11 protein-coding genes and 1 other RNA gene are annotated in these 24,475 nt (G+C 41.8%); 9 read left to right on the forward strand and 3 right to left on the reverse strand.

Annotated features, from left to right (window positions below; genetic code table 11):
* The first annotated feature begins 30 nt into the window (after positions 1 to 30).
* The 9 genes from QZZ41_RS12165 to QZZ41_RS12205 all read left to right on the forward strand — a co-directional run bounded on the left by QZZ41_RS12165 (position 31) and on the right by QZZ41_RS12205 (position 21,889).
* Complete coding sequence (locus QZZ41_RS12165; protein WP_295072491.1) at positions 31 to 10,431, forward strand: hypothetical protein; 10,401 nt, start codon at positions 31 to 33, stop codon at positions 10,429 to 10,431.
* Positions 10,432 to 11,156: 725 nt separating this feature from the next.
* Complete coding sequence (locus tag QZZ41_RS12170) at positions 11,157 to 13,970, forward strand: hypothetical protein (RefSeq protein ID WP_295072494.1); 2,814 nt, start codon at positions 11,157 to 11,159, stop codon at positions 13,968 to 13,970.
* Positions 13,971 to 14,221: 251 nt separating this feature from the next.
* A complete protein-coding gene (locus QZZ41_RS12175; protein WP_295072497.1) occupies positions 14,222 to 14,980 on the forward strand; it encodes an EAL domain-containing protein in 759 nt (252 codons plus the stop codon).
* 67 nt (positions 14,981 to 15,047) lie between these two features.
* On the forward strand, positions 15,048 to 15,761 hold the full coding sequence (locus tag QZZ41_RS12180) for a hypothetical protein (protein WP_295072500.1): 714 nt from the start codon (positions 15,048 to 15,050) through the stop codon (positions 15,759 to 15,761).
* 25 nt (positions 15,762 to 15,786) lie between these two features.
* The gene (locus QZZ41_RS12185; protein ID WP_295072503.1) at positions 15,787 to 16,638 is read left to right on the forward strand and encodes a signal peptidase I; all 852 of its coding nucleotides are present in this window, start codon (positions 15,787 to 15,789) and stop codon (positions 16,636 to 16,638) included.
* Between the two features lie 43 nt (positions 16,639 to 16,681).
* Positions 16,682 to 18,247, forward strand: coding sequence for a hypothetical protein (locus tag QZZ41_RS12190; protein WP_295072506.1), 1,566 nt, complete (start codon positions 16,682 to 16,684; stop codon positions 18,245 to 18,247).
* A 23-nt stretch (positions 18,248 to 18,270) separates the two neighbouring features.
* Positions 18,271 to 21,228, forward strand: a complete 2,958-nt coding sequence (locus tag QZZ41_RS12195) for a signal peptidase I (RefSeq protein WP_295072509.1) — start codon at positions 18,271 to 18,273, stop codon at positions 21,226 to 21,228.
* Positions 21,221 to 21,643, forward strand: coding sequence for a hypothetical protein (locus tag QZZ41_RS12200; protein ID WP_295072512.1), 423 nt, complete (start codon positions 21,221 to 21,223; stop codon positions 21,641 to 21,643). Before QZZ41_RS12195 ends, QZZ41_RS12200 begins: the two co-directional genes overlap by 8 nt.
* Before the next feature lie 18 nt (positions 21,644 to 21,661).
* Positions 21,662 to 21,889, forward strand: coding sequence for a hypothetical protein (locus QZZ41_RS12205; protein WP_028518188.1), 228 nt, complete (start codon positions 21,662 to 21,664; stop codon positions 21,887 to 21,889).
* A 43-nt stretch (positions 21,890 to 21,932) separates the two neighbouring features.
* Here the strand turns inward: QZZ41_RS12205 and QZZ41_RS12210 are convergent, their stop codons facing one another.
* The 3 genes from QZZ41_RS12210 to QZZ41_RS12220 all read right to left on the reverse strand — a co-directional run bounded on the left by QZZ41_RS12210 (position 21,933) and on the right by QZZ41_RS12220 (position 24,460).
* Entirely contained in the window at positions 21,933 to 22,610 is a 678-nt protein-coding gene (locus QZZ41_RS12210; protein ID WP_295072517.1) for a hypothetical protein, read from the reverse strand.
* A gap of 261 nt (positions 22,611 to 22,871) precedes the next feature.
* Positions 22,872 to 23,241: a transfer-messenger RNA gene (ssrA, locus tag QZZ41_RS12215) on the reverse strand.
* A gap of 97 nt (positions 23,242 to 23,338) precedes the next feature.
* Positions 23,339 to 24,460 carry a S66 peptidase family protein gene (locus tag QZZ41_RS12220; protein ID WP_295072520.1) on the reverse strand — a complete coding sequence of 374 codons (1,122 nt, stop codon included), beginning with the start codon at positions 24,458 to 24,460 and terminating at the stop codon, positions 23,339 to 23,341.
* Between the last annotated feature and the right edge of the window lie 15 nt (positions 24,461 to 24,475).

Below are 24,475 nucleotides of genomic sequence, written 5' to 3' on the forward strand. Positions count from 1 at the left end.
CCTTTCCGAGAATACAAGAGTGGTGATACTATGAAAATATCTTTCAATAAAAAAACAAAGCAGAGAGTAGTGAGCTTTACCACAGCTTTTGCTATGATAATGAACATTTTCCCTATGGGAGAACTTTCTAATGTTATATCTCCTTTGTTTTCAATAAGTGCAAGTGCGGAGGACTATACCCCACAAAGTGCTGATTCAAGCGTTTTCAGCGGAAACAGTATTTCATTTTCCAACACAGTAGACTTTGTAGACTATTGCTGGCATTACTATAACAATACTACGATTTCTATAACCAATCCTGACGAAACTGTAAGCTCTGTTGGATTTGCCGAATATCATCAGAATGATATTTTGACAATTGGTTTTACAGGTGGTGGTGAGATCTCAACGAATTTTACCGGACTGGGCTCATACAATTACCCTTTTGGCGGAACGCTGAGATTCGGTGGCGAAAACTACCAATTAAATGCTCACAGGGCTTTATTTAATTACGTTTACGATTCGGTAGGTTTATTGGTTGATGCTACGGGAGCTACAGAGAATCTTGTTATCAAAAGACTGTCCGATGTCGATGCAAGTGAGAGCCGTCCCCTTTTGGCAGATCATGTAAGACATGATACAAGGGCAGGAAAGACATCAGCGGAGTGGCAAATCGAATTAAACTCCTCAAATGACAAGACCTATTCAGGTGTTATTGGTGAAACCGAAAGTAACGCTACTGTTAAACTAAACTATACAAACAGTTCGTCTGCTGAAATTGTATCCGCTTCAGATGTAGGCGAGGTTTGCGGAACAATGCAAAGCGGATCATCAATAGAATTGACATATTCTGCAACAAACGGTCATAGTATTACAACTTCAAGCGGAAACGCTGGCGGTCTTGTCGGCACGATGAACGGTTCATCAACCCTGACTATCAAGGCAATGCCGTCCGTATCGCTGAATGTAGAATCAACATCTGCTTACGCAGGCGGACTTGTCGGAGAGCTGACCTCACAGGCAACAATAGACAATCAGATAAACAATCAGACGGATTCACGCATTCCTGTTAACGAAATCATTAAAGGTGTTAGCGGTGCAGGCGGTCTGTTCGGACATTATACTAACTATGCAACTTCTTTTGACTTGGCAAGCTATAATAATACTGCTACCGTAGACGGAACGTATTGCGGTGGTGTTTTCGGTGTGCTTGAAAACAACAAAGATGATTCGGCAACGTCATTATCTCTTACGATACAAAATACAAGCAATGCAGGAACATTGACGGCAAATTCGGGAACAACAGGCAATGCAAGCGGTTATTATGGCGGTATTGCTGGTAAGTATACCACAAACGCCCTTGCTAATAGTCTGATACTTGATGACTTGACGCTTACAGCAAACGCAAATGCAGCTTACAGTGCATTTGGCGGAGCAATAGGAATTGCTGATTCTGCGTCTTATGTACAGACTACCAATACGGTGAGTGTTACTGCATCAGGCACAACATCATCAACATATTTCGGAGGTCTTGTTGGTGCAACATCGGCAAATAACGGTGTATTTGTTGATCTCGGCAGTTTCACCTTGAATACAAGCAGTGAGCAATTCAAAGGCGGCGGTATTGTCGGTCTATTTAACAAAGGCGTACTGCGTCTTAGCGGAACAACAACCATGACGAATGCGAAGCCTGCCAGCGCCGCTAACTGCGGTCAGCTTGTGGGTAATAATGATAATGTCCTCATATATGCTCCTTCTGGCGGTAGTTGGTCATTCAGCCGTTCAAGCGGTGCTAAGACCGATGATTTCGGCACTTGGGGCGAGGTAGTGCGTGGCATAGATGACAGCAGCGCATCAAATTCTATATATTTCAACAGCACAAACCACACAGCGACTGTTGCGGCTGCCCAGACTTCTATGGGCAGTACTGATGTCTTTATTAGAACAGCGCTAAATATTCAGCTCAATCAGGGCAATGATTATGATTGCCTGTTATTTGCTGACAAAACAAATAAGCGTTCGGTTTTATTAAGCACTCCTCTTTCAATCTCTGCTAATATTTCTCTTTCTGGAACAGGTATAACAGGATTGATGCGTGACGGCGGTGCTGTCGCAGATATAGGTTCTTTTACAAGCACATTTGAAGGAAATAATCACACAATCACTTTGGCGATTGGCGAAAAATACGGTAACGGTGTTACATCTTCTTCAACGACCGAAGGTATAGGTCAAATCTATCGCCATCAGCATAATGGTCTGTTTTCTGTTCTTGCAGGAACAGTACAGAATCTTACTGTTGACGGCACGATCAATGTTAGCAATTGTGTTGACGGAATGAATATCGGCGGAATAGCTTCACGCAACAGTGGCAATATCACACTAACAAAGGTTGCTGCCAATGAAACAGTCAACTACAACGAAAGCTCAAAGGTCGATGTGTCGGGCGAAGGTAAAAATATCGGCGGCTATATCGGCTATGTAGGAACAAATGGCAATATTATAATAAACGGTGTAAGCTCTATCGGAGCGACATTCAATCTCAAAGGATCACATGAAATGTGGAATGTCTACGGCGGAGCCATCGGAAAGATCACAGCCGGAACGTTCACTGTCACTGTCGGAGCAAAGGACGATGCGAACAACAAGCTGACAGACAGCCTGACAACTGATATAACAGGCATAACTGCAACCGGTTCAAACGGCGACGGCGGCGGTCTTATCGGTCATATTACAAATGCAGGAAGTTACGCTTCACGTCAAGTGAATATTAACAATCTTGTATTTAGTGGTTGTACAATAGGAAATGCCGCAAGTACAAATGGTGGTGGCTTTCTTGGATATTCATGGTTAAATACCACTACTAACATCAATGGCGTTACTGCAAGCGGTACTATCAATAATTCGAGTGCTTCAAATGTTGGTGTAATGCTTTACAGCTCAACCGGAAAAATGATTGTCAATTCACTTGCCATCAATGGGCTTACTATGTCCAGCGGTGGTGGTTCTTCTCTTGGCATGATCGTGAATAGGGCTTTTGTTGGTGAAACTAAAGACGGCAAAACAACTTACAGCGGAGGTTTGTACTTGGATGTTCTGAATAGTGGTTATTCGCTGACCTGTACAGCTCCTTCCTCTGCTACTGGTGTCTTTGACGAGATAGCGGCATATTCTGCTATGAACTCAAGTGAAGTTGTCAAAGGCGGTGCTGGTGTTATCTCAATCAATATGAATGGTGGCAGACATGATCCCGATGCTAATCCTGCTGATACCTACACTGAAACAAAAGTTACGGTTACAGGCACTTATCAGAACCGACTGAAGACAGGCAGTAACTGTGCAAATCCAAATTCGAGATACTATTATAATGTTGATAACATGAGTTCCTCAGATGCCGGACAAAACCTGTTGCTGTGGAGCTTGAGTAAGTATGCCTATTCGGGAATTAAGAGCGAATTTGGCACAACATTTAATACGACACTCAGCGGAACAGCTGATATGACAGGACTGTCGTTCTATCCGCTTGCAAGTGCCAATGAAAACTATTCAATAGGTAATTTAACACTTACATTTGATTATAGTGGAATATACTCTACTGCTGAAACTGTAAGCAACGGTGACAGCTATATTCGTGATCCTGCTGCGGCAAACCAACACTATCTCATGCACTCAGGTTTGTTTATAGATCAGCCGAGCGGAAAGTCCTTGACTGTAACAGGGACACTGTCTCTTGGCGGTACGTTCATGGAGGATAGCAATCATCAGGGCGTTCTCATAAGTGGCACAATGGAAGGCACTTTCCTTTGTGATACTGGGTCAATCATACTTGATGGTATTAAGCCTATGAGTGGTTCTTCTGCTTACACAAGCGGTTATCTGCTGATAAATAATATAAGTAGAACCGACGATTTAGCTACTCCGCCTTCTGTTACAATAAAGAATTTAAGCAATACAGATAAGTATTCCTCTACTACAGGTTCAACCTATTCTGCTTCCGGAACAACAGATAATGTTGCTAAGAGTTTGATCGGAACCGCTTCCGGTAAGGGACTTACTATCATTTTCTCAAAAATCAAACTTGATGGACGAGATAAAACTAAGTCAGATACTAATTTGAACGCAGAAGAGCTTTATAATGCTTACAAAACATATAATTCTATATTTTCTCAGTCAACTCTTCTTGCTTCAATTCATACGGATCAGAGTGCAAAACTCGAATACAATTTTACTAAAGCACATGACTGGGGTACAGGAAGCCTAAGAGAAGTTACATACGGTGCAGAAATCAAGAACTCTTTAGAATATGTCGATGAAGAACAGCGATATTCTCCTGATTCAAATGGTTTAAACGCCGATTTTGTTAATCCTGTTAATAGTTCAACCAGATCAGAGGTGTACAATTTTGCGACTGGTTTTCTGCCTTATGTCAAAGTGTCTTACAATGATACTACAGATGCAAATGGCTGCTTTAAGCGTGAGCTGAAAGTCAATGTTCAGTCTGTAGCTCTTAGCAGCGGTTGCGGAACATATAATGATCCCTATTTAATTAGTGACCCGAAAGTCTTTGAAGCAATAGCAAAGTTTATTTCATCTGGCGATACTGCTGACTTGAAAGAAGTTGTTCTGCCAAAATCACCGGACAGTGATGATATTATTTCAGGAAATCGTTGGCATGATGGCACTGACTATCACGCAAGTTTTAAGGCAAGCGGAGATAATTATGTTTCTGGTTCCTATACATGGACTGGTTCTAATGCTCGAAAATATCTTGCAAGTGCATATTACATGATTACAGATGATTTTGAATTAAGCAGTAACTATTTAGGACTTGGTTATGCATCTGAAAGTGCGAATGCGACTAACCCCGCAACAGGCGACTATGCTTTCCGTGGTGTTATCATTGGTGCTGACGTGCCGGACAGCGATGCAGAAAATGCACCTACGCATAAGGCAAGGATAACAAATGGAAGTGCAAATCCATTCATAAATGTTTCCAACGGCAGTGTTGTTAAAGACATAAATCTCATTGTATCAAGTAATATAACACTTAGTCAAGCAAATGCTACATATGACAATGCGTTCTTCGGTTATTATCACCTTTGTAAGTATTATGGCGGTATCTTCGGTGAAGTAATGGGCGGAGATAACATAATAGATAACAGCTATGTAACATACAACAATTCAAAAATCACACTTACTGGCGATAAAGCAACCATTGTACCTGTTGGCGGATATGTCGGCGTTGTTGTATTTGGCGGCGTTATTTTCAAAAATATGACAGCTACAACAAGTGCAACATCTACAGAATTAAAGGTCAATAATTCAGGAATAAACGTAATATACACAGGAAAAACTGAAAACCTTGCCGATAATAACAAGCAAGCTGATTGGGCTGCTATTTATGTTAATCCAATTGTGGGCAGAGTTATCAATGGATATGCCGTTAATGAAACTAAAGATATTCCTGATCCTGACCATGAGGGAGAGTATCTTGCAAGAGGAAGATTCTCTACGTCTGAGAATGGAAAATACCATGATGATACAGGTTATAATGCAGGAACAACAAGATCAGGCACTGTAATTCACACGCTCAAAAACGGCACAAAGCATTATTCGATAGCGGACATTAATCTGAGCGAAACCAATAAACTCGATGTCAGTGCAGTACCATCAAGTACATCTTCCGACGGAACGATCAATATTCCAAATTCTCAGGCGTTCTTTATCCTGTCGCTTATCACGCAGTCCTGTGCCGGAACAGCTCAGGGAGCGAACGGAGATTATGTTAATTCGCTATCTTATGGTACAAACACAAGCGTTTATGGTATGAGCCGTAATGCAGACTATACTAATGTTGGCTCTGCTACTGATAGTACGGATTCTGATTTTGTGCTTGCAGGTAATGATACAACGTTAAACTCTGCTACGCCGTATATTATTGACCGCTACTGCACAAATCATAATTCACGCTGTGTTACAAGCACTTTAGGATATTATGACATTAATCTCACCGGAAAGACAACCTATTCTGTAGATTCCTATACCTATCAGCTTCCTGATAGTTTCAGAGGGATAGGATGTGTTGGAAACTATAATGACAATTTTACAACAAAAGTAGATCAAGTCAATGGTAACAATTGCACCATTGATGTTGACATTTACCTTAACAAGTTTGCAACTGATAATTATTTCAATAAATTACACAACGGAACATCTCAGAGTACTTCTGATAATGTTGTAGATTATAATGTAAACAACGGAACACTTAATCACGGTATAGGTCTATTTGATAGTTTCCTAACCAAGAGTTCAAGCGTAATTAAAAATATAACGCAAAGCGGTTCAGTCAATACAGAAATATATAAAGACGGATATAATACTTCTGCACAGAAACAAAATCTTCCTGCCAACGATAATGCAAGGTTTCTTAGTGTTGGTGGAGTATGTGGTACAGTATTACATCCTTATAATGTCAATTTTGAACAGGTCACATTGGATACATTTTCGGCAAGTGGTTCTTCAATAGTCGGAGGATTGTTGGGCTTTTCGGGCATTAACCAAAACAGCAGTGCAGAAGTCCATATAACTCAATGTGGTGCTAATAAGCTTTCCGTTAAAATGACTTCAAGTTCTAAAAGCGAGTCAACTTATAAATCGAGAAATGCTATTGGTGGTTTGGTCGGAAAGTGCTTTGAAGGAAAGGTCAAATTTTACGGTACTTCCTTGGGTTCAGAAAATAATAATCCTAAGAATGTCTCTACTGTTGAATTTGATAGTTTCAGTTTTGGAAATGAAGATGGCGATTATATGACCGCTGCTGGAGGACTTGTTGGTTTTGCGGGTGATGGCTGTCAAGCCTATGATATGAAGATTGTATCAAGTAACAGCAGTACACCTATTAAAATTGGTGCTAATAAGATTCGTTTTGTAGGTGGCATCTGCGGATTAATGCAGTCAGCTAAAGACGGAACTGCTCCCGCTAATCAGCCATATACACCAACTTGCTATGCAATATTCAAAAATTGTACAGTTGAAAATATCAATCTCAAAGGACAATTCGTAGGCGGTTTTTACGGAGGAAAATGGGGCGAAACTGGCTGGACAACATATTCAATAGATATTGATAATTGTAAAGTTAAAGGTAATACAGTTACAAATAACACAATCGAAACAGTCAAACCTTATGGCAGTGAGGGTGAATATGCAGGTGGTTTTGTTGGACGTGGTCTTGTACTTGAGAATGGTTCACCTAATATTCGCATTAAAGATAGTACAGTATCAAATTATACTATTACGGGACAATACTGTGGAGGATTTATAGGGTATGCAGGTTCATATAAAGCCAATAGTTCAATAACCTGTTATATACATGACAGCTCCGTAGAAAATTGTATCATAGGAACAGGAACCAATTATGCTGGTGGTGCAATAGGACAGATTGCAAGAAAAAGCAACAGTAGTACAAACAAGATTCTTGGCTACAACATTAAACTTGAAAATGTTACAAGCAACTGTTCTAATATGGGTGCATGGATAGGTCATGTTGATAAAGCTGATAAGACAACATCTATTCAATTTTCAGGTATGGCAATTTACGGTTCAGGATTTGATAAAAATATCGGAAACTGGAATGTGGCTGATAACCAAGCAAATAAAAATGCTTCCTTTGTCTTCGCTGACTATACCGGCAAGTGTAAAGGCACACAAACGACTGACCCCGATACAAATGAAACCTCGATTGATTATCCAACAGACATTTCGGGCTTCAACTATAATGTTTCAACACACGTTGAAATGCCTAAGTATCCTTATGTGAACATCAATCCTCAATCTGACATAGGTGCTAATGAGATCATCTCCGGTGATGGAGCGGCGTTGTATGGCAGTAGTGTTACTGGTTTCAGCGGAAAGACGGCTGACAAAACTATGGCAGCTAAGATATATGCTGATCTCAGTGACACTACCAATACAAGGCGCTATACAACTTTCGATAAAACAGCCGTGATCTATGACAGTAAAACAATTGAAGACTACCTTAAGGTTGCAACCGGTACTGATGGTGATAAAATCTCAACTTATAGTTTGGAAAAGGGTGGACTTCCGACAGGAGTCGAGGATTTTGCGGTGGTTGTAATTGCTAACCAAACAACTGACGAGACAACCAATCTCATAAACAACTATATTCGGCTTGTTACAAATACAGCAACCGATTACACAGCATCAAGCGACTACTATTCTATAAACATACAAACCTGTAAGTTTAACGGAACTGATTTTGTAATAGACCAATCTGCTACAAATCATGGCTTAACGTTTTCAGGCGGCAAATTTGATTTGAACGGCAGTTATGCGGATTCTAACAATACTGCTGATACATTTACTCTTGTTGATGTTCAGTTTAAAGACCCGTTTAATACTTCTAAGATTGCGTATCACCTCTATGTTCCTGTTTACACAGTAAAGCAGATCGAGGTTGATTTCCAATCAGCAGTAAGAACAGGTACTTATTCTGTTAAGGACAATTCAGTAACTAATGACTATTCAAGTCTTATGACAGCCAACGGAAAGCACGTTGACAGCCTTGAAACATGGATCACACAGTATATTCGTTATTCATATAAGTCGGAAGATATAAATATGCTCCTGAATAGCAATAATGTAAAATGGAATAATGATAAAAAGGTCATTTTCAGAACATTTGAATTAAGTACAACATTTAATAGGCTTCCTCAGAATACATACATGGTTCTTGTTGACCCCAATGGAAATGTAGACCGAGAATACTACGCTAAGAATCTGAATGATTTTGAAACCTATTATGATACTAATCACGATAACAAGGAAGGATGGGTGATTGACCTAAGAAAATTTAAAGATAGTAATAACAACACGTTTACAGTTAGCAAATTTAATGCTTTGATTGCAAGAAACATTGTAGAAAGCACAACAGGTGATCTGCTGTATACCGATGGTTCAGCATCTGATTATGATGTGTATCGTATTCAGGGGGATCAAGTTAAGTATTATAAATACGCTAATGGAACTACAGGAAAGTATCATCTCTCCGTAGCAGATGATTATGTTCTCAATGAAGATTATTACATTAGTATGTATGTGCCAAAGTCTTCTGCTCTCTATTTCTACGAAATCAAAGCACCATCTGAATTGACGGGAACAAAAACAGCTAAGGTCAATGAGAAGAATGTTTATACCGTTATTGCAGCAGATCTGTATACACAGGATACTACAAGTCGATTGAGCGTTTCTCCTGAAGATCAGCAGATTAACGCATCAAATAAAACAATCTATGTTAACGCATCAACTTCAATTACAATCAATAATACCTATGCAAGAACATATCTTAATGGAGTTGATCTTTATCATTCATTCGACCTTACATTAAACAGGCACACGGAAACCGCCGTATTGAACGATATTATTGATCTTGGAGACAGTAATGATACCAGCAAAATTACAGCCACATACAGTATTGGTTCTAAGGCAGATGCAAGTAGCAGCTCTGTGCGTAATAAAGACCTTCAAGCTAACTATCTGAATATTGAAACTGCTGAGATAATGAGCGACCTTATTACAGCTTCGACCAATGGACAGCCTTTGGTAGTTTATTCATACATTGCTATGAATTTTGATGAAAACAAGCTTGAAGCTGAATTCCCACAGAAAAGTTCCGAGGGAACAATAGGTGTTAATGTTTCAGTAACATCAAATCTTGCGTATGATGAAAGTAGGCTCGCATATACAAGTATGTCTGCTCCCTTTGCGACAGATGGTCACTATTATTACAGAGAAGCAGTAAACTCTGCAAAGCTCGATTATACCGCTGTAACTGAACTCGACGAATATGATAAAATCGGTAAGATGAGTCAGAATCAGTCAAGGATAGGTGTGAACGGCTATAAGACAGACTGCTACCAACAGCAGTATATGCCGATCAACACAGAAGCCAAGTATAATGTATCGGCAATCTCCGAAACTGATTTGAGCAAGGCTGAAACGTTGAGATTGACAATTTCGCTGAGCAAAAAGACCGATAATCTTGAAAATGGCGTTGTAACAAGTGTAGAATATTCGCAGGTATCTGATTTGCTAAAATATCTTGATAAGGATATTCTCATTACATCAGGTTCAAGATATGGAACTGGCGGCACAGGTGTGACACATACTATCAGCACTAATTCATCTTCACTTGTTGTGGATATTCCATTTGATCAATGCTTTGGAGAGGATAACATCTATACCATTGGCGTTGATTTCAGTGCTAAAACGGGTACAGGGTTCTATGAATACTCCAACTATATGGTAACACTTAGAACAGAGCTTATCTATACTGATGATCAATCGAATGTAAAGGCAGTGGAAAACAGCGGCATCAGCGACTACGTAGTTTATACCAATGCTAAGGTTTTCCCAACACTAATTTCTAATGCAGGCTGACAATTAACTGTATTCATAAAGCACGCTGAACTAAAGACACGGTTCTCCAAATATGGAGAGCCGTGTTTTTTGTAAACTTTGATTCTGGCAGGATCAAAGTTGTCCTGCCACAACACTTTTAATAGCCCTCAGAGTATAAAGCTCCGAGGGCTTGTTCATTTGCGGCTCACATTCTGCCCTCTCCGCTGTCTCTCAGAACATGAACTGACAAAATTGACAGAATTGACAAATCTGTTTTGTCAGGTTCTTGTCAGGTTTTTGTCAACCCGTTGTAAGCCCATCTGTGCTATACTGAAATTACAGCCAAAGGACAGCGCACAGCTATACGCAAGGTTGAATAAAAGTATAACGGAGGTATCTGTTTTGAAACATTATAACGACTTCCTGATCGTAGGCATCGATCACGGTTAATTGCAAGTAAACCAGGTAGAACATGGGATCACTATTTTACAATTACCGAGAATTTCAAAGCAGCAAATCAGTTTGAGTTTGTTTTAACATCGAATAGTGGTACCGGTACTACTAGAAAACATTTTAGAACCAACTCGAGTGGTAGATTTTGTTTTGCTCAAACTAGTGAAAAAGCTCTCACTATTTGGCAAGATCCGCTAGCACCTTCTGAGGGTTTCATCGCAAAGAGTTATTCAGCATCATCATTTGCCCCTGTCGTAGGGCAAGCTTTATCAGGAACTTTAACTAGCGGTGGAACTGGAACGGTTGAACAATTGGCAACAATTCTATCAGGAAGAGAATATGACAGTACAGATACTTCATATGAAGCTTTTGTTGTAACCAAAACTATTGTAGAAAACATCATTGATTATGCCGAAAACAGCAAACCTTACGTCACCACCAACCCCAAGCTTGACATCACAGATTCTCAATTCCTTACAGGTGACGGCGTAAGCAATCCGACCTATCTGCTGTCGGCGTTCAGACACATCATTGACGATCAGAAAAGCGGTTCGCTGAAAGCCTATACGTCTTGCCCTGTACAGCTCGGACTTGATGCAAATGATGACAAACTTAAAAAACTGAGGTCAGAGATATCTACTTCAAATGCTGAGTTCAGAAGCTATCTCTCCGCACACACATCGGAGCATATCAAGAACTTTCCACTGCTTGTCGCTGAGGATACGGATAGGGACAATCTGACAAAGCTCATAAATCACTACCTCGACACTCTTACGAATACCAACATTGATTTTGCCGATACATCAAACTCAAATGTATTTACGGTTGGATTGTATAAATATCAGTATAGTGAGTCAACTCACGAATTCGGATTAATAAATGAGACAGCGTGTTTGAAGAAAACTTCGGTAAATACAACTCAGGGAACAAATTATTATTTCTATATGGACGCAAGTGATGTTGATACGAAGGATATTCCGCAGTTCACACTTATGGACGTACAGTTCAAAGATCCGAGCGATCCTGCTAAAGTAGCGTATCACCTGTATGTACCTGTTTATGTCAAGAAGGTTTTGCGTTATAACTTCAATGCCCATATCAAATCAGGTACGGACTATTACTGGTCAGCTTATGATCAGGTCGGTGAGCGCAGAACTCAGGGACTTTTTGAAAATCTCGGAAACCCTGTAACTGCTGCACTTGAATGGGAATATACCAGAAGCAAAACAGAATGGATAGATGCAATAAACGGAGGTGACAGCTTACTCACGAATTATTATAAGAGTCTCATGCTGAAAAGCCATATCGGCAGTGAGTGGCCGACTGATACCACAATAGTATTGGTAGACGCAAACAACAATGATAAGATGTATTATCTTGACACATTGCCAACAGTAACAGGTACAGCAACAACATTCAGTTTTTATGATTTTACTGACAGCAGCGGAAAACATTTCAAGCCTGTTGATCTGAACGATCTGATGACTGTTACTGTTAGACAAGATGATATGGGTACTCTTACTTCGGAGGGAGCAAACGCAGGAAATGCTACTTTGAAGATAGGTTCGACCTATTATCGTCCGTTGACTGCGTCAGAGCTTGAAGCATCAAATCCGGCATTTGATACAAGTAAAAGATATAAAGTCGATTCTGTTGACATCGGGCCCGAACGTTATTATCTCAGTATATTCACTAAGGCAAATGACGGGAATAATGTTTATCATTATGAGATGTATTCTCCTGAAAGCTTTGATGATTCACATGGTATGACCGGTTGGCGAGCAAACAAGATCAATGATAATTATAATACTATCCTGCATCTCTATACAGGAAAGCTTTATGAAAATGATCTTGATCTCAATGTTGAGTCGCTAAAATCGGGCGATCAGAAAATGTCAAAGGACAACTACTACCTCAAGATAAGGATGACGGCTAATGTTCGGTTAACAGACACAGCCAAAGACCCGACCAATAACATAAACGGAAATATGAGCTCATTCACGAGATATTCAGGCATATATCAGACGTTCCTTATGATGTATGATAAGAAGGAAACAGCAGGCGGTTCGTCAGTGCTGGGAATTGATCGTGAAGCAGGCAATCCTTTGGTAGAACGCTGGTCATATTACAAGGGCGGAACTGTGGCAAGCGGACAACTTGGAAACGTTGATCTTTCTGTTGACAGCGGAGCAACCGCAATTACGGGCACTGAGAAGAAAATAACCGATCAGTATGTCGAGCTTCGCAATAATCAAAATCTTATAGGGCTGCTGGCTGACAATTCAAATGGCAATGCTGTTACAATACAGACGTATTTTGAAATGGCATATTCTGAAAGTGAACTTGGATACCAGTTCCCTAAAAAAGGCAATGACGAATCGGATATAGGTTCACTGGTTATAGGATATTCAAAAATCGCGTCAACAAAGGAAGGTGCTGCTTACAGTGCAACATCAAAGAAAGCAGATGACAATAAACGCTATTACACCGCAGATGACACCACAGCAAAACTGACGTATAATGTTGTTGAATCACCTGAGAATGATCCTGTCGGACCGTTCAGCAGTCTTGGTATCAATGCTGCTGAAATCGACTCTGATCCTGCTGAATCATCTGTAGATACGGTAGCAGTTTATGATGTCAGCAAGCTGAAAACTGTAGGAGACTATATCACGCTCACGTTCAGTTTGTCAAAACGCAGCAATTATAATACCAAATTACAGATAGCCGAATATTTGACAGGAGTCACGATCTACGGTAAAGACGGAGCTGATGAGGGCACAGATGACGATGTCATTTTCCCGCGACCGGATACATCTGTAATACCAGCCGCTGATCTGAGTACATCGAATGACAGTTATACTTATTCTGTTACGGTCAATAAAAACCTGCTGCAAACCAATTCTGACGGACGTTATGTTATCCCGATAAAGTTCAATGTGAAAACAGGCAATAGCTTGTTTAAGAACGAAGCTGACGGAGGACTCCAATATTCCAATTACAAGGTAACTGTATCGGCGGTAATGTGTTCGGCAGTTGACGGCACAGGCAGTTTGAACGTATCGAATGATGATGATCACATTATCTACACAAACGCAAGAGTATTGACATCAGTTATCGAATAACACACACCGGAAAGCTGCGGAGAGTTTTTCTCCGCAGCTTTCTATTTTATTTCTGGTATTGTATATCCAAAATAAAAGGTATATAAAAAAATAAAGTGTATTATCTTTAAGTAATATTACTTGTAGGATAATTTGTAATTTTTTAACGTTTTTTTGGCGCAATTAATAGTTATTTCATTGACATTGCGCAGTAAATATGGTATAATAAGACAAATATAAAAATTATATGTCATCGGAAAGAGGGTGGAGAAATGGCGGAAAAAGAAATACAGACCACCGTTGGCGGTCTGAGAGCTGTAGAGTTGTATTTTCGTTCTGTCAGAGAGATCGCAAGCGGAAGTACAGCCTTTTATCAGTCCCAGACGCGCCTTAATTCTCCTAAGCTGGGAGTTCTTTCACCCGATAAATATCGTGATGTATGTGAGATGACGAGTCAGGCAGAAAAGCTCTTTCAGCTGGAAATGCTTCAGGCGTTGGAGGCTTGCAGCAGCTTTACCGAACGGGAACTGAATTTCAGCTGGATATCGGTATATATGCCTGTTCGTTACCTTAAAAACGAAAATGCTGCCAAGGCTGTTGTTGAGATATGCCGCAAGAGAGAGATACCGACTAACCGCATCTGTTTTGAGCTTTCTGAAAAGCTTCTTGCCGAGGACGACGGAAAGGCAGCTGATTCGATCCAGACTATGCGCAATTTCGGCTTTCATTTTATGCTTACGGGTTTTGGCGGAAGCTACTGTCCTATGATGCGACTATCGAAATTTTCAGTAGATTACGTTATGCTGAGCCCTGAAGTAGCAAACTTCATAGGCAGAGATGAAAGATCGGACAATGCTGTAAAGTCAATAATTTCTTTCGTTAACGACATAGGTTCCGAACCTGTTGCTGACGGAGTATTTAACAGCAGACAGGCTGAAACACTGTACTCATTTGAATGTTCTTACTGTGCGGGCAGCCTTTCGGGAAAATATGTTGCGGAAAGGTATGTCAGAAGGAGAGCAGATACTTGAAAGATGAGTATATCTTACGATCATTTTATGGAAATGATCTTAAATCTCAGGAAATGGAGAGTTCGCTGTGGATAAAAAGGTAATTGATGTCCTTGAACTCAGAAGAACCGCCAAAGAGGTAAAACGTCATGTTATCCTGATGAGGATACTTGCCCTGCTTGTTATAATTCTTGTACTGATAATCGCCATTGCGTATGCAATATCATATTTTTATGACAAATTCGGCAGTTTTACAGTAAAAGTAAGCAAGTATGACATGGTACATCAGGGACTTACTCTTTCAGAGACACCTGATTATGACAAGGCGACCGCTGTGCTCAATGCCAATATCGTATACGATATGACTAACATAAGCGGCAATGATCTTCCCGACAATATCGACAAGATAAACGGCAGCCATAATGGTCCCAATTATATAGCTTATACGTTTTATCTTATAAATTCGGGAGACGATACGCTCACATATACAGGAGAAATGTTGATCGAGAATGTGACGAAAAATGTTGATGAAGCTATTCGTGTTGCCGTTTATAAAAATGGTGTAAAGACCGTATACGGTAAAACGAAATCCAGCGGCGGCGGAAAAGAAAGCGACTGTGACAGTGAGTTCCTTTCATCGTCATTGGTCATGCGTACCTCTACCGAAGGCTTTGAGTCAAATAATAAGGACAAATATACTGTGGTCATATGGCTCGAGGGAAATGATCCCGACTGTCTTGATGATATAATAGGTGGAACATTAAAGCTTAGTATGAATTTCAAGATAACTGAGTCTACATAATATATCCAAAAGGAGTTTTTAAAATATGAAAAAGGCACTGAAAATAACAGTAAATGTTTTTGCATGGATAGTACTTATAATAGCACTTCTTGTTACTGTAATAGTATTCTCCTCCGACAAAAATAACGGTGTAGCCAATTTATTCGGATATATACCCATGACTGTTGAATCTGACTCAATGGTACCGACATTCAAGCAGGGTGATCTCATCATCTGTAAAGATATTGATGATATTAACGCACTTAAAGAGGGCGACGTAATAACCTTCTGGACGATAATCGACGGAAAGAGAGTAAAGAATACCCATAGGATCGTAGGTATCAATGATACAGACGGTGCAAGAAGCTTCGTTACACGAGGCGATAACAATGATATAGAGGATACACTTCCGGCATACGCAAGTGATATCATAGGCAAATGGACAAATGCAAAGCTCGCAAAGGTAGGTAAGGCAATGAACTTCCTTCGTACCAAAAAGGGATTTTTCATATGTATCCTTATACCTATGGCGATCTTCTTCCTGATCGAGCTTTATAAGTTTATTGTTGCACTTATCGAAGCAAAGCGTCCAGAGACTCCTGATATAGACGAAGAGGAGATAAAGAGACGCGCAATTGAGGAGTACCTTGCAAGCAAGGGCGAAGCAGTCAAGGACACTGCTGAAAAGGCTGCCGAAGTCGTAAAAGATACAGCTGAAAAGGTTGAGGAAAATGCTGAAAAAGCTGCCGAGACTGTAAAAGAAACAGCTGAAAAGGCAGAGGAAAAAGCTGAAAAAGCTGTCGAAGCCGTAGAAGATACAGCAGAAAAGGCTGAGGAAACAGCCGAAGAAGCTGTAGAAAAGGCAGCAGAAGAAGCTGAAGGGGGCTCCACCGAATAATTGACACGATATATGCGGAAGCATAGATCTTCAGGAGTTTATTATGAATGAATTTCTAAAATGGTTTTTTGAATTTATTTCGGAGATGCTGAAAGGTTACTCGGAAATAGTCCGCGGCATCGGTAACGGAATAAAACAGATATTCAATATAAAGAACTATATCAACATATTCAAGCAGCATTCCGAGAATTACGGCGCACTGAGCTGGGTGCTGTCGATACTTGCTATAATCATAGTCGTGGCTGTATATGTACTGCTTCTGATGATGATAATCCTCGGCATCAGAAAGTATATCAGATTTCGTCATTCCATTGTCAGCAATGAGGATCTGCTGGAAGAGATATCGGATCTCCAGCGAAAAGTCCTGAAAATGACAAAGGAAAAAGACGAGATAATGGCTATGAAGGTGTCGCAGATGGGACTTCCCACAGGTTCTGGAGCACTTTCACTTGCTGACGGAAGTATGGCTGCCAACGGTGAGGGCGAGGCTGTACCTGCTGTAGTTGAGAGCGGTGTGGTACAGACCACAGAGCAGAGATTTTCAAAGCTTATCGAAGTTGACGCTTTTTACAAGGAATATACTCCGCCTGAGTATAACAACGATATAGATCTTGCAGGCATATGCGACAGTTTCCGCAATTTCGCCTGCTCACGAATGCATCTTTACTATGAGCCAAAGATAATATGGCTTTTCCTTGCAGGTATGGCTTCAACGAAGCTCATTATCCTACAGGGTATATCAGGTACAGGTAAAACATCACTTCCTTACTCATTCGGTAAGTTCTTGCAGGTGGATACAACTATCGCTTCCGTACAGCCTTCGTGGCGTGACAGAACGGAGCTTTTCGGTTACTTCAACGAATTCACCAAGAACTTCAACGAAACGGAAGTACTCAAGAGAATATATTCATCAGGCTATAACAACGATGTAAACCTTATCCTTCTCGATGAGATGAACATCGCCCGTGTTGAGTATTACTTCGCCGAGATGCTTTCCATTCTCGAAATGCCTAACGCTGACGAGTGGGAGCTGGACATCGTACCGAATGTATGGAGTACCGATCCTGTAAATCTTGACAAGGGCAAGATACGCATACCTCAGAATATCTGGTACATAGGTACAGCGAATAACGATGACTCTACATTCGCTATCTCGGATAAGGTATACGACCGTGCTCAGCCTATCAACCTTGACTCTAAGGGCGTTGCATTTGAAGCGCCCGATACTCCTCCTATGAACCTGGGCTTCGATCATCTTGACAAGCTGTTCAGGGAGGCATTCGACAAATATCCGATATCACAGGAAAACTTAAAGAAGATACAGCAGCTTGACCTCTGGGTAATCGAAAAGCTGAGAGTTGCTTTCGGTAACCGTATCCTCAAGCAGATGAACCTTTTCGTTCCTGTGTATGTAGCCTGCGGCGGCGATGAGCTGGACGGAATAGACTACATTCTCGCTACAAAGATATTCAGAAAGTTTGAGTCTCTCAACCTTGCGATGCTGAGAGAGGAGCTGCGCGAATTATGCGTATATATGACAAAAACTTTCGGTAAAAATAAAATGAACGAATCTATAGCTTATCTCGAAAGACTACAGAAGCTGTTCTGATACGGAAGAGCAGGTGAGAGCAAGTGAACGGCTTATACAGCAACTGGTACCATGAGTTTGAAGAGATCATGGAAACAATGAGCAGCGATGAGTTATATGGTACACTTGTTCCTCTCCTCGAATCGAGCCATAACAACTTTGCCTTCAACAAGAAGATAATGGAAAAGGCGATAGATGTTTCGTGGGTAGAGGCTATTGAAAACGGTCTTGTACATCTGGACAATTTTCTCAGAAACCCGAGACGTACAATAGAGGACGTTGAAGAGATAGTACCCATAGCACTTTCGCGTAAAACCACAATAGAATCTGTCAAGCATCTTGCACAGCATACAGACCTGATACAGAGCGTTGACAGAAAAACAGGAAAGATAACGCCTTCAAAGATACTCAATGTCCATAAGGAAGAAAGCCTTATGACGTATGAGAACAGGTTCATCAATACCCTTGTGGACAGGCTTTACATCTTCATATCAAGAAGATATGAGAAGCTTGCCGAGGTATCAAAGGATGAAGAGGTATTCACTCTCGGATATGATACCGTGATTGATGATGCCAAAGGCAGTAAAATGAAGATAGACGTAAAAATAGAGACAATTGACAGTCTTGATTCTTACGATGCAAACGGTTATACCGTGTGGCAGAGAGTCGAAAAGCTCAAAACAGCTATCGAAGGATACAAGGGCTCGGAGCTTTGCAGGACTCTCGGAAACAGCTTTATAAGACCGCCTGTAATGCGTACAAACGCCATTATGAAAAATGTCGACCTTAAAGCCTGCCTGACACTCTGGCAGTACATAGAGAGCTATGACAAGGTCGGCTATGAGATAAACATACAGAATAAAGCCGTAGCACCTCAGAGGGAATACGTTATTGACTTCTACAAGCTCGTAGTGCTTAACCTGCTGCTGTTCCGTTCGTACATGAACAACGACAACGAGGATAAGCTGAAGGAGCTGAGAACACAGACATCAAAGCCTATAGCTCCTAAATTCCTGAAAAAGTTCGACAAGGAGCTTGCGGCGGATTACAGTGTTTCGTCTGAGTCTGTTGCAGGATATATCGCCGCAGATTCGGATTTCCGTGTTGAAAAGCGGCTGCCTCCCGACCTTAATCTCATGTTTGAGCAGATAACGGAATGTATCAACATCGAGACTGCGTATATGGAAGAGCAGGAAAAGCTCAGACAGGAAGAGGAAAAACGCCGTCAGGAGGAAGAGGAACGTCTCAGAGAACAGCAGCGCATCGAGGAAGCAAGACGCGCGGAGCTGGAGCGTATCCGTCTCGAAAAGGAAGAGGAAGAACGAAAGCTTCAGGAAATGCTGGCAAAGAAACGTGCCGAGCAGGAAGCCGAGGAGCGGGAGCGTCAGCGGCTTGAAGAAGAAAGACTTGCCCGTCTTGAAGAGCAGCGCAAACGTGAAGAGGAAGCTCGTCTCAAACGGGAGGAAGAAGAACGTATCGCTGCCGAGCGTGAGCGCATAAGGCAGAATAAGGAAATGGCTCGTGCCGAGCTTGGTGAAGCCGAGGGACTTGATGAAGAGGCTCTCAATAATGCTCCCGATGAGGCAGAGCTTGAAAAACAGGCGTACAGCGAAGTCACCGATGATGAGGTCGAGGAGGTAATTGCAGAACTCGACAATTCTGAGGATCAGGAAGGATTTGAAGATCCGAGAGCTGTTGCAGCCCGTAAAAAACTGGAACAGCAGAAACTGGAAAAGGAACGCGCAGAGGCAGAACGTGCCCAGCGTCTCAAGGCTGAAAGACAGCACTTTGAGAGTAAACCTTTCAGGGAGATATACCGCGAATATTCGTGGAACCCAATATATGCGCTTATACGTTTGATAAGACATATACTGGCTGTGGTATTCGGTATCATACCCGATGATACCGATAATCCGCGCTATAAGCAGCTCCTTGCTGAGAAGAAACAGAAGAAAGAGCAGAAGGAGCAGGAAAAGCAGGAACGCGAGCAAATGGAAGTGTACTACAAAAAGTACGGTCAGGATTTCAAGTATCGTTTCAGACGCTTTATCGCTGATATGAAGTTCAAGCGGAAAAAAGCCCGCGAAATGAAGAACAAGCCCCGTCCTGCATATACTCCGCCTGTAAGGACTCCCGAGGAGCAGAAAGCCATAGATATGGAAATGAAGCGACTCTACAAGGAGTACCGTGTAGGCGTTATCGAGAAGCTGCACAGAGCTGCCGCAGCACGCAGAAAAGAAAAAGCAGAGCTTGAAGCGGCTATCCGCGAGAGTGAAGCAAGCATTGAAGCTTCCGAGGTCAAGGAAGCTGAGCCTGAAACAGAGGATAATTCCTCAAAGGCAGCAAATATCATAGTTACGGTAATTACCGCAATAGCACTTGCCTTCGTTATATACGTAATGGTATGCTCGGCTAACGGAAAAGCCGTGAACGTATTCGGTAAAAGTATACTGAAAGTCGTTACGGGAAGTATGGAGCCTTCAATCCATGTGGGTGACTATATAATAGTTGAAAAGACGGATACTGATGCACTTTCCGAGGGCGATATAATCACTTTCTATTCCGATCAGAGCGACATAAAGGATAAGCTTGTAACTCACAGGATAATCGGCAAAAACGATGACGGTACATATATCACAAAGGGTGATGCAAATCCTATAGAGGACAGCGTACCTGCAAGACAGGAACGTATAATAGGTAAGTATACCCGTAAGTCAAGATTTTTCATATGGGTGAATTCTTTTGTTGATCTGAAGAAGCTTTTGCTTATTCTTGTCGTGATACCTATGACATGGATAGCACTTTATGAAGTGCGTACACTTATGAAAATGGGTATGGAAGCTGCCGAAAGCGACAAAAAGGAAGCTGAGAATAAGCGCGAAGCTGCTGTAAGAGAGGCTATCGAAAGAGAAAAACGCCGTCTTGAAGAGATAGGGTATGATCCCGAAAACGAGGTGAAGCTGAGTGAATCAAGAGAAATTGATGAAGAGGAGAATGATTAGAGCGATCATACTTTTCATAATCACCTTTATAGCTCTCCTCGTCTTTATAGCTTTGTATATTGACGAGACAAAGCGTGTTCAGGAGACTTACCGCAAGCAGTACAAGGTAAATCTGACAAAAGTCATCGAGGATATCGACTCGTATAAAAATGGCGAGGGCGATCACGACCTGAGGTATATGCGTATCGTCAGTGATATGAGCGGTGCAAATTCCTTTGCATTTCTCATAGATAAATTCAATGACAAGCAGATAATAATCAATGAGCTTACGACCTGTACCATGAAGTATCCCGTGCAGATGAAAGAGAAGCTTGACGATATGAGGCAGGCTCTCAGCGATATCCTTGACGATGTGGATAAGGGATATGAGGAAGCAGCGGCGGTAGTAAGCTCGGTAGATAAAAAAGGCTATTGATGCAGGGGAGGTTTCAGCATGGGCGAAAAGAGAAAGCTTAAAAAGGAGATAAAGCTCTGCATGAGTACGATCAAGGAGATCGAAAGAAAGCGTTCGCGTTCTCAGTCGGCACTTGTACAGGCGATCCTGCTTCAGGAGCAGCCTGACGAAACAGATGTAGAGTGGTTCAATAAGTATACGGGAGAGATAACAGCCTGCCGTAATCATATGATAGAGCTTCAGAAGAAGCTGAAGTCACTTGGCTGATAAAAAATGAAACGCCTCCGATTTTTTCGGAGGCGTTTTTGTGTCAGTAACCATATTCGTTTTCCTTTTTGGAATAGAGCAGGAAGAAAAAGATCATCAGCAGTTCACCGAACATACTTATGAGGAAGATAAGGTCCGAATTTCCTGTAGCAGGACCAAGTGCGGCAAAAACGAACATCAGCGCACCTGCAAGGAAAAATGTGGGAGTTTTTTCTTTTATCCATACATAGATACCTGCTGCGATAACGGGAAGAACAGTTCCGAATGAGAGCAGACGGTTTATCTTGTCAGCCCATACAGGAGTTGAATCTCCTGCCACATATCTGACTATGCCTGCAAAATCACGCAGTTCAAGTACACGGGCAAAACCTGAAGCACAGCCGAGTATACATACAGCAGCGGTAATTATCCATACTATCGTCATTTTTATGTCTACCCATTTCATTGCATAGCCGCATATTGCAATATTCAATGGTACGAGCAGACCATGACTTACGAAACGTATGCGGCTCAGTATACGCAGCAGATCATTAGGCATGAACGAACCGAGAGCCATTACAAGTGCATCGAATAGCAGTCCGACTCCCACCACAGCCATTAACAGCGCAATGGTCTGACGCTTTTTGATATATCTGACAAACAAAAGTGCGGTAACAATGGCTTCAAGAACAGTTATTACAGCTATAATAACAGGACAGTGATCGGTAAGAAATTCTCTCATGTTATCCTCCTTTTCAGTGACAAGTCTTTCCGTTAAAAAAATAGTGAATAAAGAATAATGCAGGGAAAAGCTTGTATTATTCATTATTCACTATTAATTGCTAAAGCTTGTTTTATGTTATAATTCATTTCTATAACTGCTCCGTAAGCGATGTACAATTAAGAAGTTTGATAAAAGTGAGCGAGCTTGCGAGCGACAACGTGGTTAGGGTGCAGCGTCACGCTGCCGACAACGTGGCAGCGGTCAAGCTGGCTCAGCTTGTGGTGGAGGCGAGGGGAATTGAACCCCTGTCCGAAAGCCCATTCATGCAACTTTCTACGAGCGTATTTTACCTATTATGATTCCCTGAGTCTGCCGCCGATAAACGGGCTGTAGTCACAGGTAGTCCGTATACAACTGACGGACACGGACACTTCCGACAGTCGTTCACCGCTCATCGATGCCCAAGCGAGAGCCGCGGTACTCCCTCGGTGGACAGAAGCTGACTTAAGCAGCTACCAGTTCGCTATTTCTAGAAACTGTAATGTTATTTCTTGCGTTTATATTTAAACGTGGCGCAGGTTATGGAGATCACGCCATTCTCCGCTCGCTTATCACACTTCAAGACCCCCGTCGAAACCTTTACGCCCCCATATGAATGAGGGTACAGGTTGGGGAGCTTTAGTGCTCCTAATAATATTATACACTGTTTTCAGCGTTTTGTCAACAGCAAACAGTGTCGTTATTTGTTACAGCAGGGTTATTTCCTGTTTGTCTGCATCAACATGAGCTACAGCACCGTATGGCAGTACAACTCTCGGAGCCGAGTGACCGAAGTTAACATTATAAAGTATGGGGAGATCTGAATTATCCACGGCTTCGCGCCATACAGACTTATACTCCTCATAATACTTTTCGTTCATTGGCTTGCCGATGATGATGCCGTTTATATTACCGAAAACACCCTCGTTTTTCAGAGCAGTGAGGTATTCTCTCAGCATTTCGGGAGCAGGCATTACTTCGCTTGTTTCGGCAAAGAGTATCTTTCCGCGCCATTCCTCGGCAGTTGGGAAGATATTGTATTTTCTTGTTATCATGCTCTGGTTTATGAAATCTTCTCTGAACTGCGGACATTTCTTGAATTCATCTGAGAGCATATCGCCGTATCGTACTTCATTACCTGTCATGAGCATCTCGCCCATACTGTCGATGCAGCCACCGAGAAGCTCGCCCTCGAATACGGGACTGCCCTGTAAAAGCTCATAGCCGTGCTCTTCCTTGTGAGATACGGGAGCAGTACCAACGGCAGCAGATGAGAAGTCAGTCCTCTCCTCATACCACATATCCGAGGGAGTTATCTTCCGGCCGTGATATGATGTAAAGTAGCTCTCAAACTGAGCCTTTGAGTATGGGAGCATATCTCCCGAAAGCTCTGCTAAGTCGCACATGAAAGCCTGTCCGTAGAAGGTCTGCAAGCCCAGTCTGTGTAACATCAGGTGGTTATTGGTAGTATCTGAAAATCCCAGAAAGAACTTAGGGTGCTGCCGAACAGCGTTTATGAACTCCTCATCTTCCATGAGATAAGGGAAAGTACGGAAAGTCTCGATACCGCCGATAGCGCATATGATACCCTTTACCGAGTCATCGAGGAATGCTGCTTTAAGGTCTGCGGCACGGGCTTCGGGGTGAGACATAATGAAGTCCGTACCCATAAGAGCGTGCTGCGTGAAAACAGGTTCGAGACCGAATTCGCGGAGCATTTTTATACCCAGTTCCTTTTCGTGAGCGCAGTACGGCTCACCGAGTATACCGCTCGAAAGACTTATAACAGCGACTTTATCGCCTTTTTTCAGTGGAGCAGGATATATCATGGCGAAGTCCTTTCC

The sequence above is a fragment of the Ruminococcus sp. genome, assembly GCF_016283395.1.

Excerpts from the sequence above, each read along its gene's own strand:
- QZZ41_RS12200 (WP_295072512.1), top strand. The coding sequence starts at position 21,221 with ATGATTAGAGCGATCATACTTTTCATAATCACCTTTATAGCTCTCCTC.
- QZZ41_RS12185 (WP_295072503.1), top strand. The coding sequence starts at position 15,787 with ATGAAAAAGGCACTGAAAATAACAGTAAATGTTTTTGCATGGATAGTA.
- QZZ41_RS12175 (WP_295072497.1), top strand. The coding sequence starts at position 14,222 with ATGGCGGAAAAAGAAATACAGACCACCGTTGGCGGTCTGAGAGCTGTA.
- QZZ41_RS12220 (WP_295072520.1), bottom strand. The coding sequence starts at position 24,460 with ATGATATATCCTGCTCCACTGAAAAAAGGCGATAAAGTCGCTGTTATA.
- QZZ41_RS12190 (WP_295072506.1), top strand. The coding sequence starts at position 16,682 with ATGAATGAATTTCTAAAATGGTTTTTTGAATTTATTTCGGAGATGCTG.
- QZZ41_RS12165 (WP_295072491.1), top strand. The coding sequence starts at position 31 with ATGAAAATATCTTTCAATAAAAAAACAAAGCAGAGAGTAGTGAGCTTT.
- QZZ41_RS12210 (WP_295072517.1), bottom strand. The coding sequence starts at position 22,610 with ATGAGAGAATTTCTTACCGATCACTGTCCTGTTATTATAGCTGTAATA.
- QZZ41_RS12205 (WP_028518188.1), top strand. The coding sequence starts at position 21,662 with ATGGGCGAAAAGAGAAAGCTTAAAAAGGAGATAAAGCTCTGCATGAGT.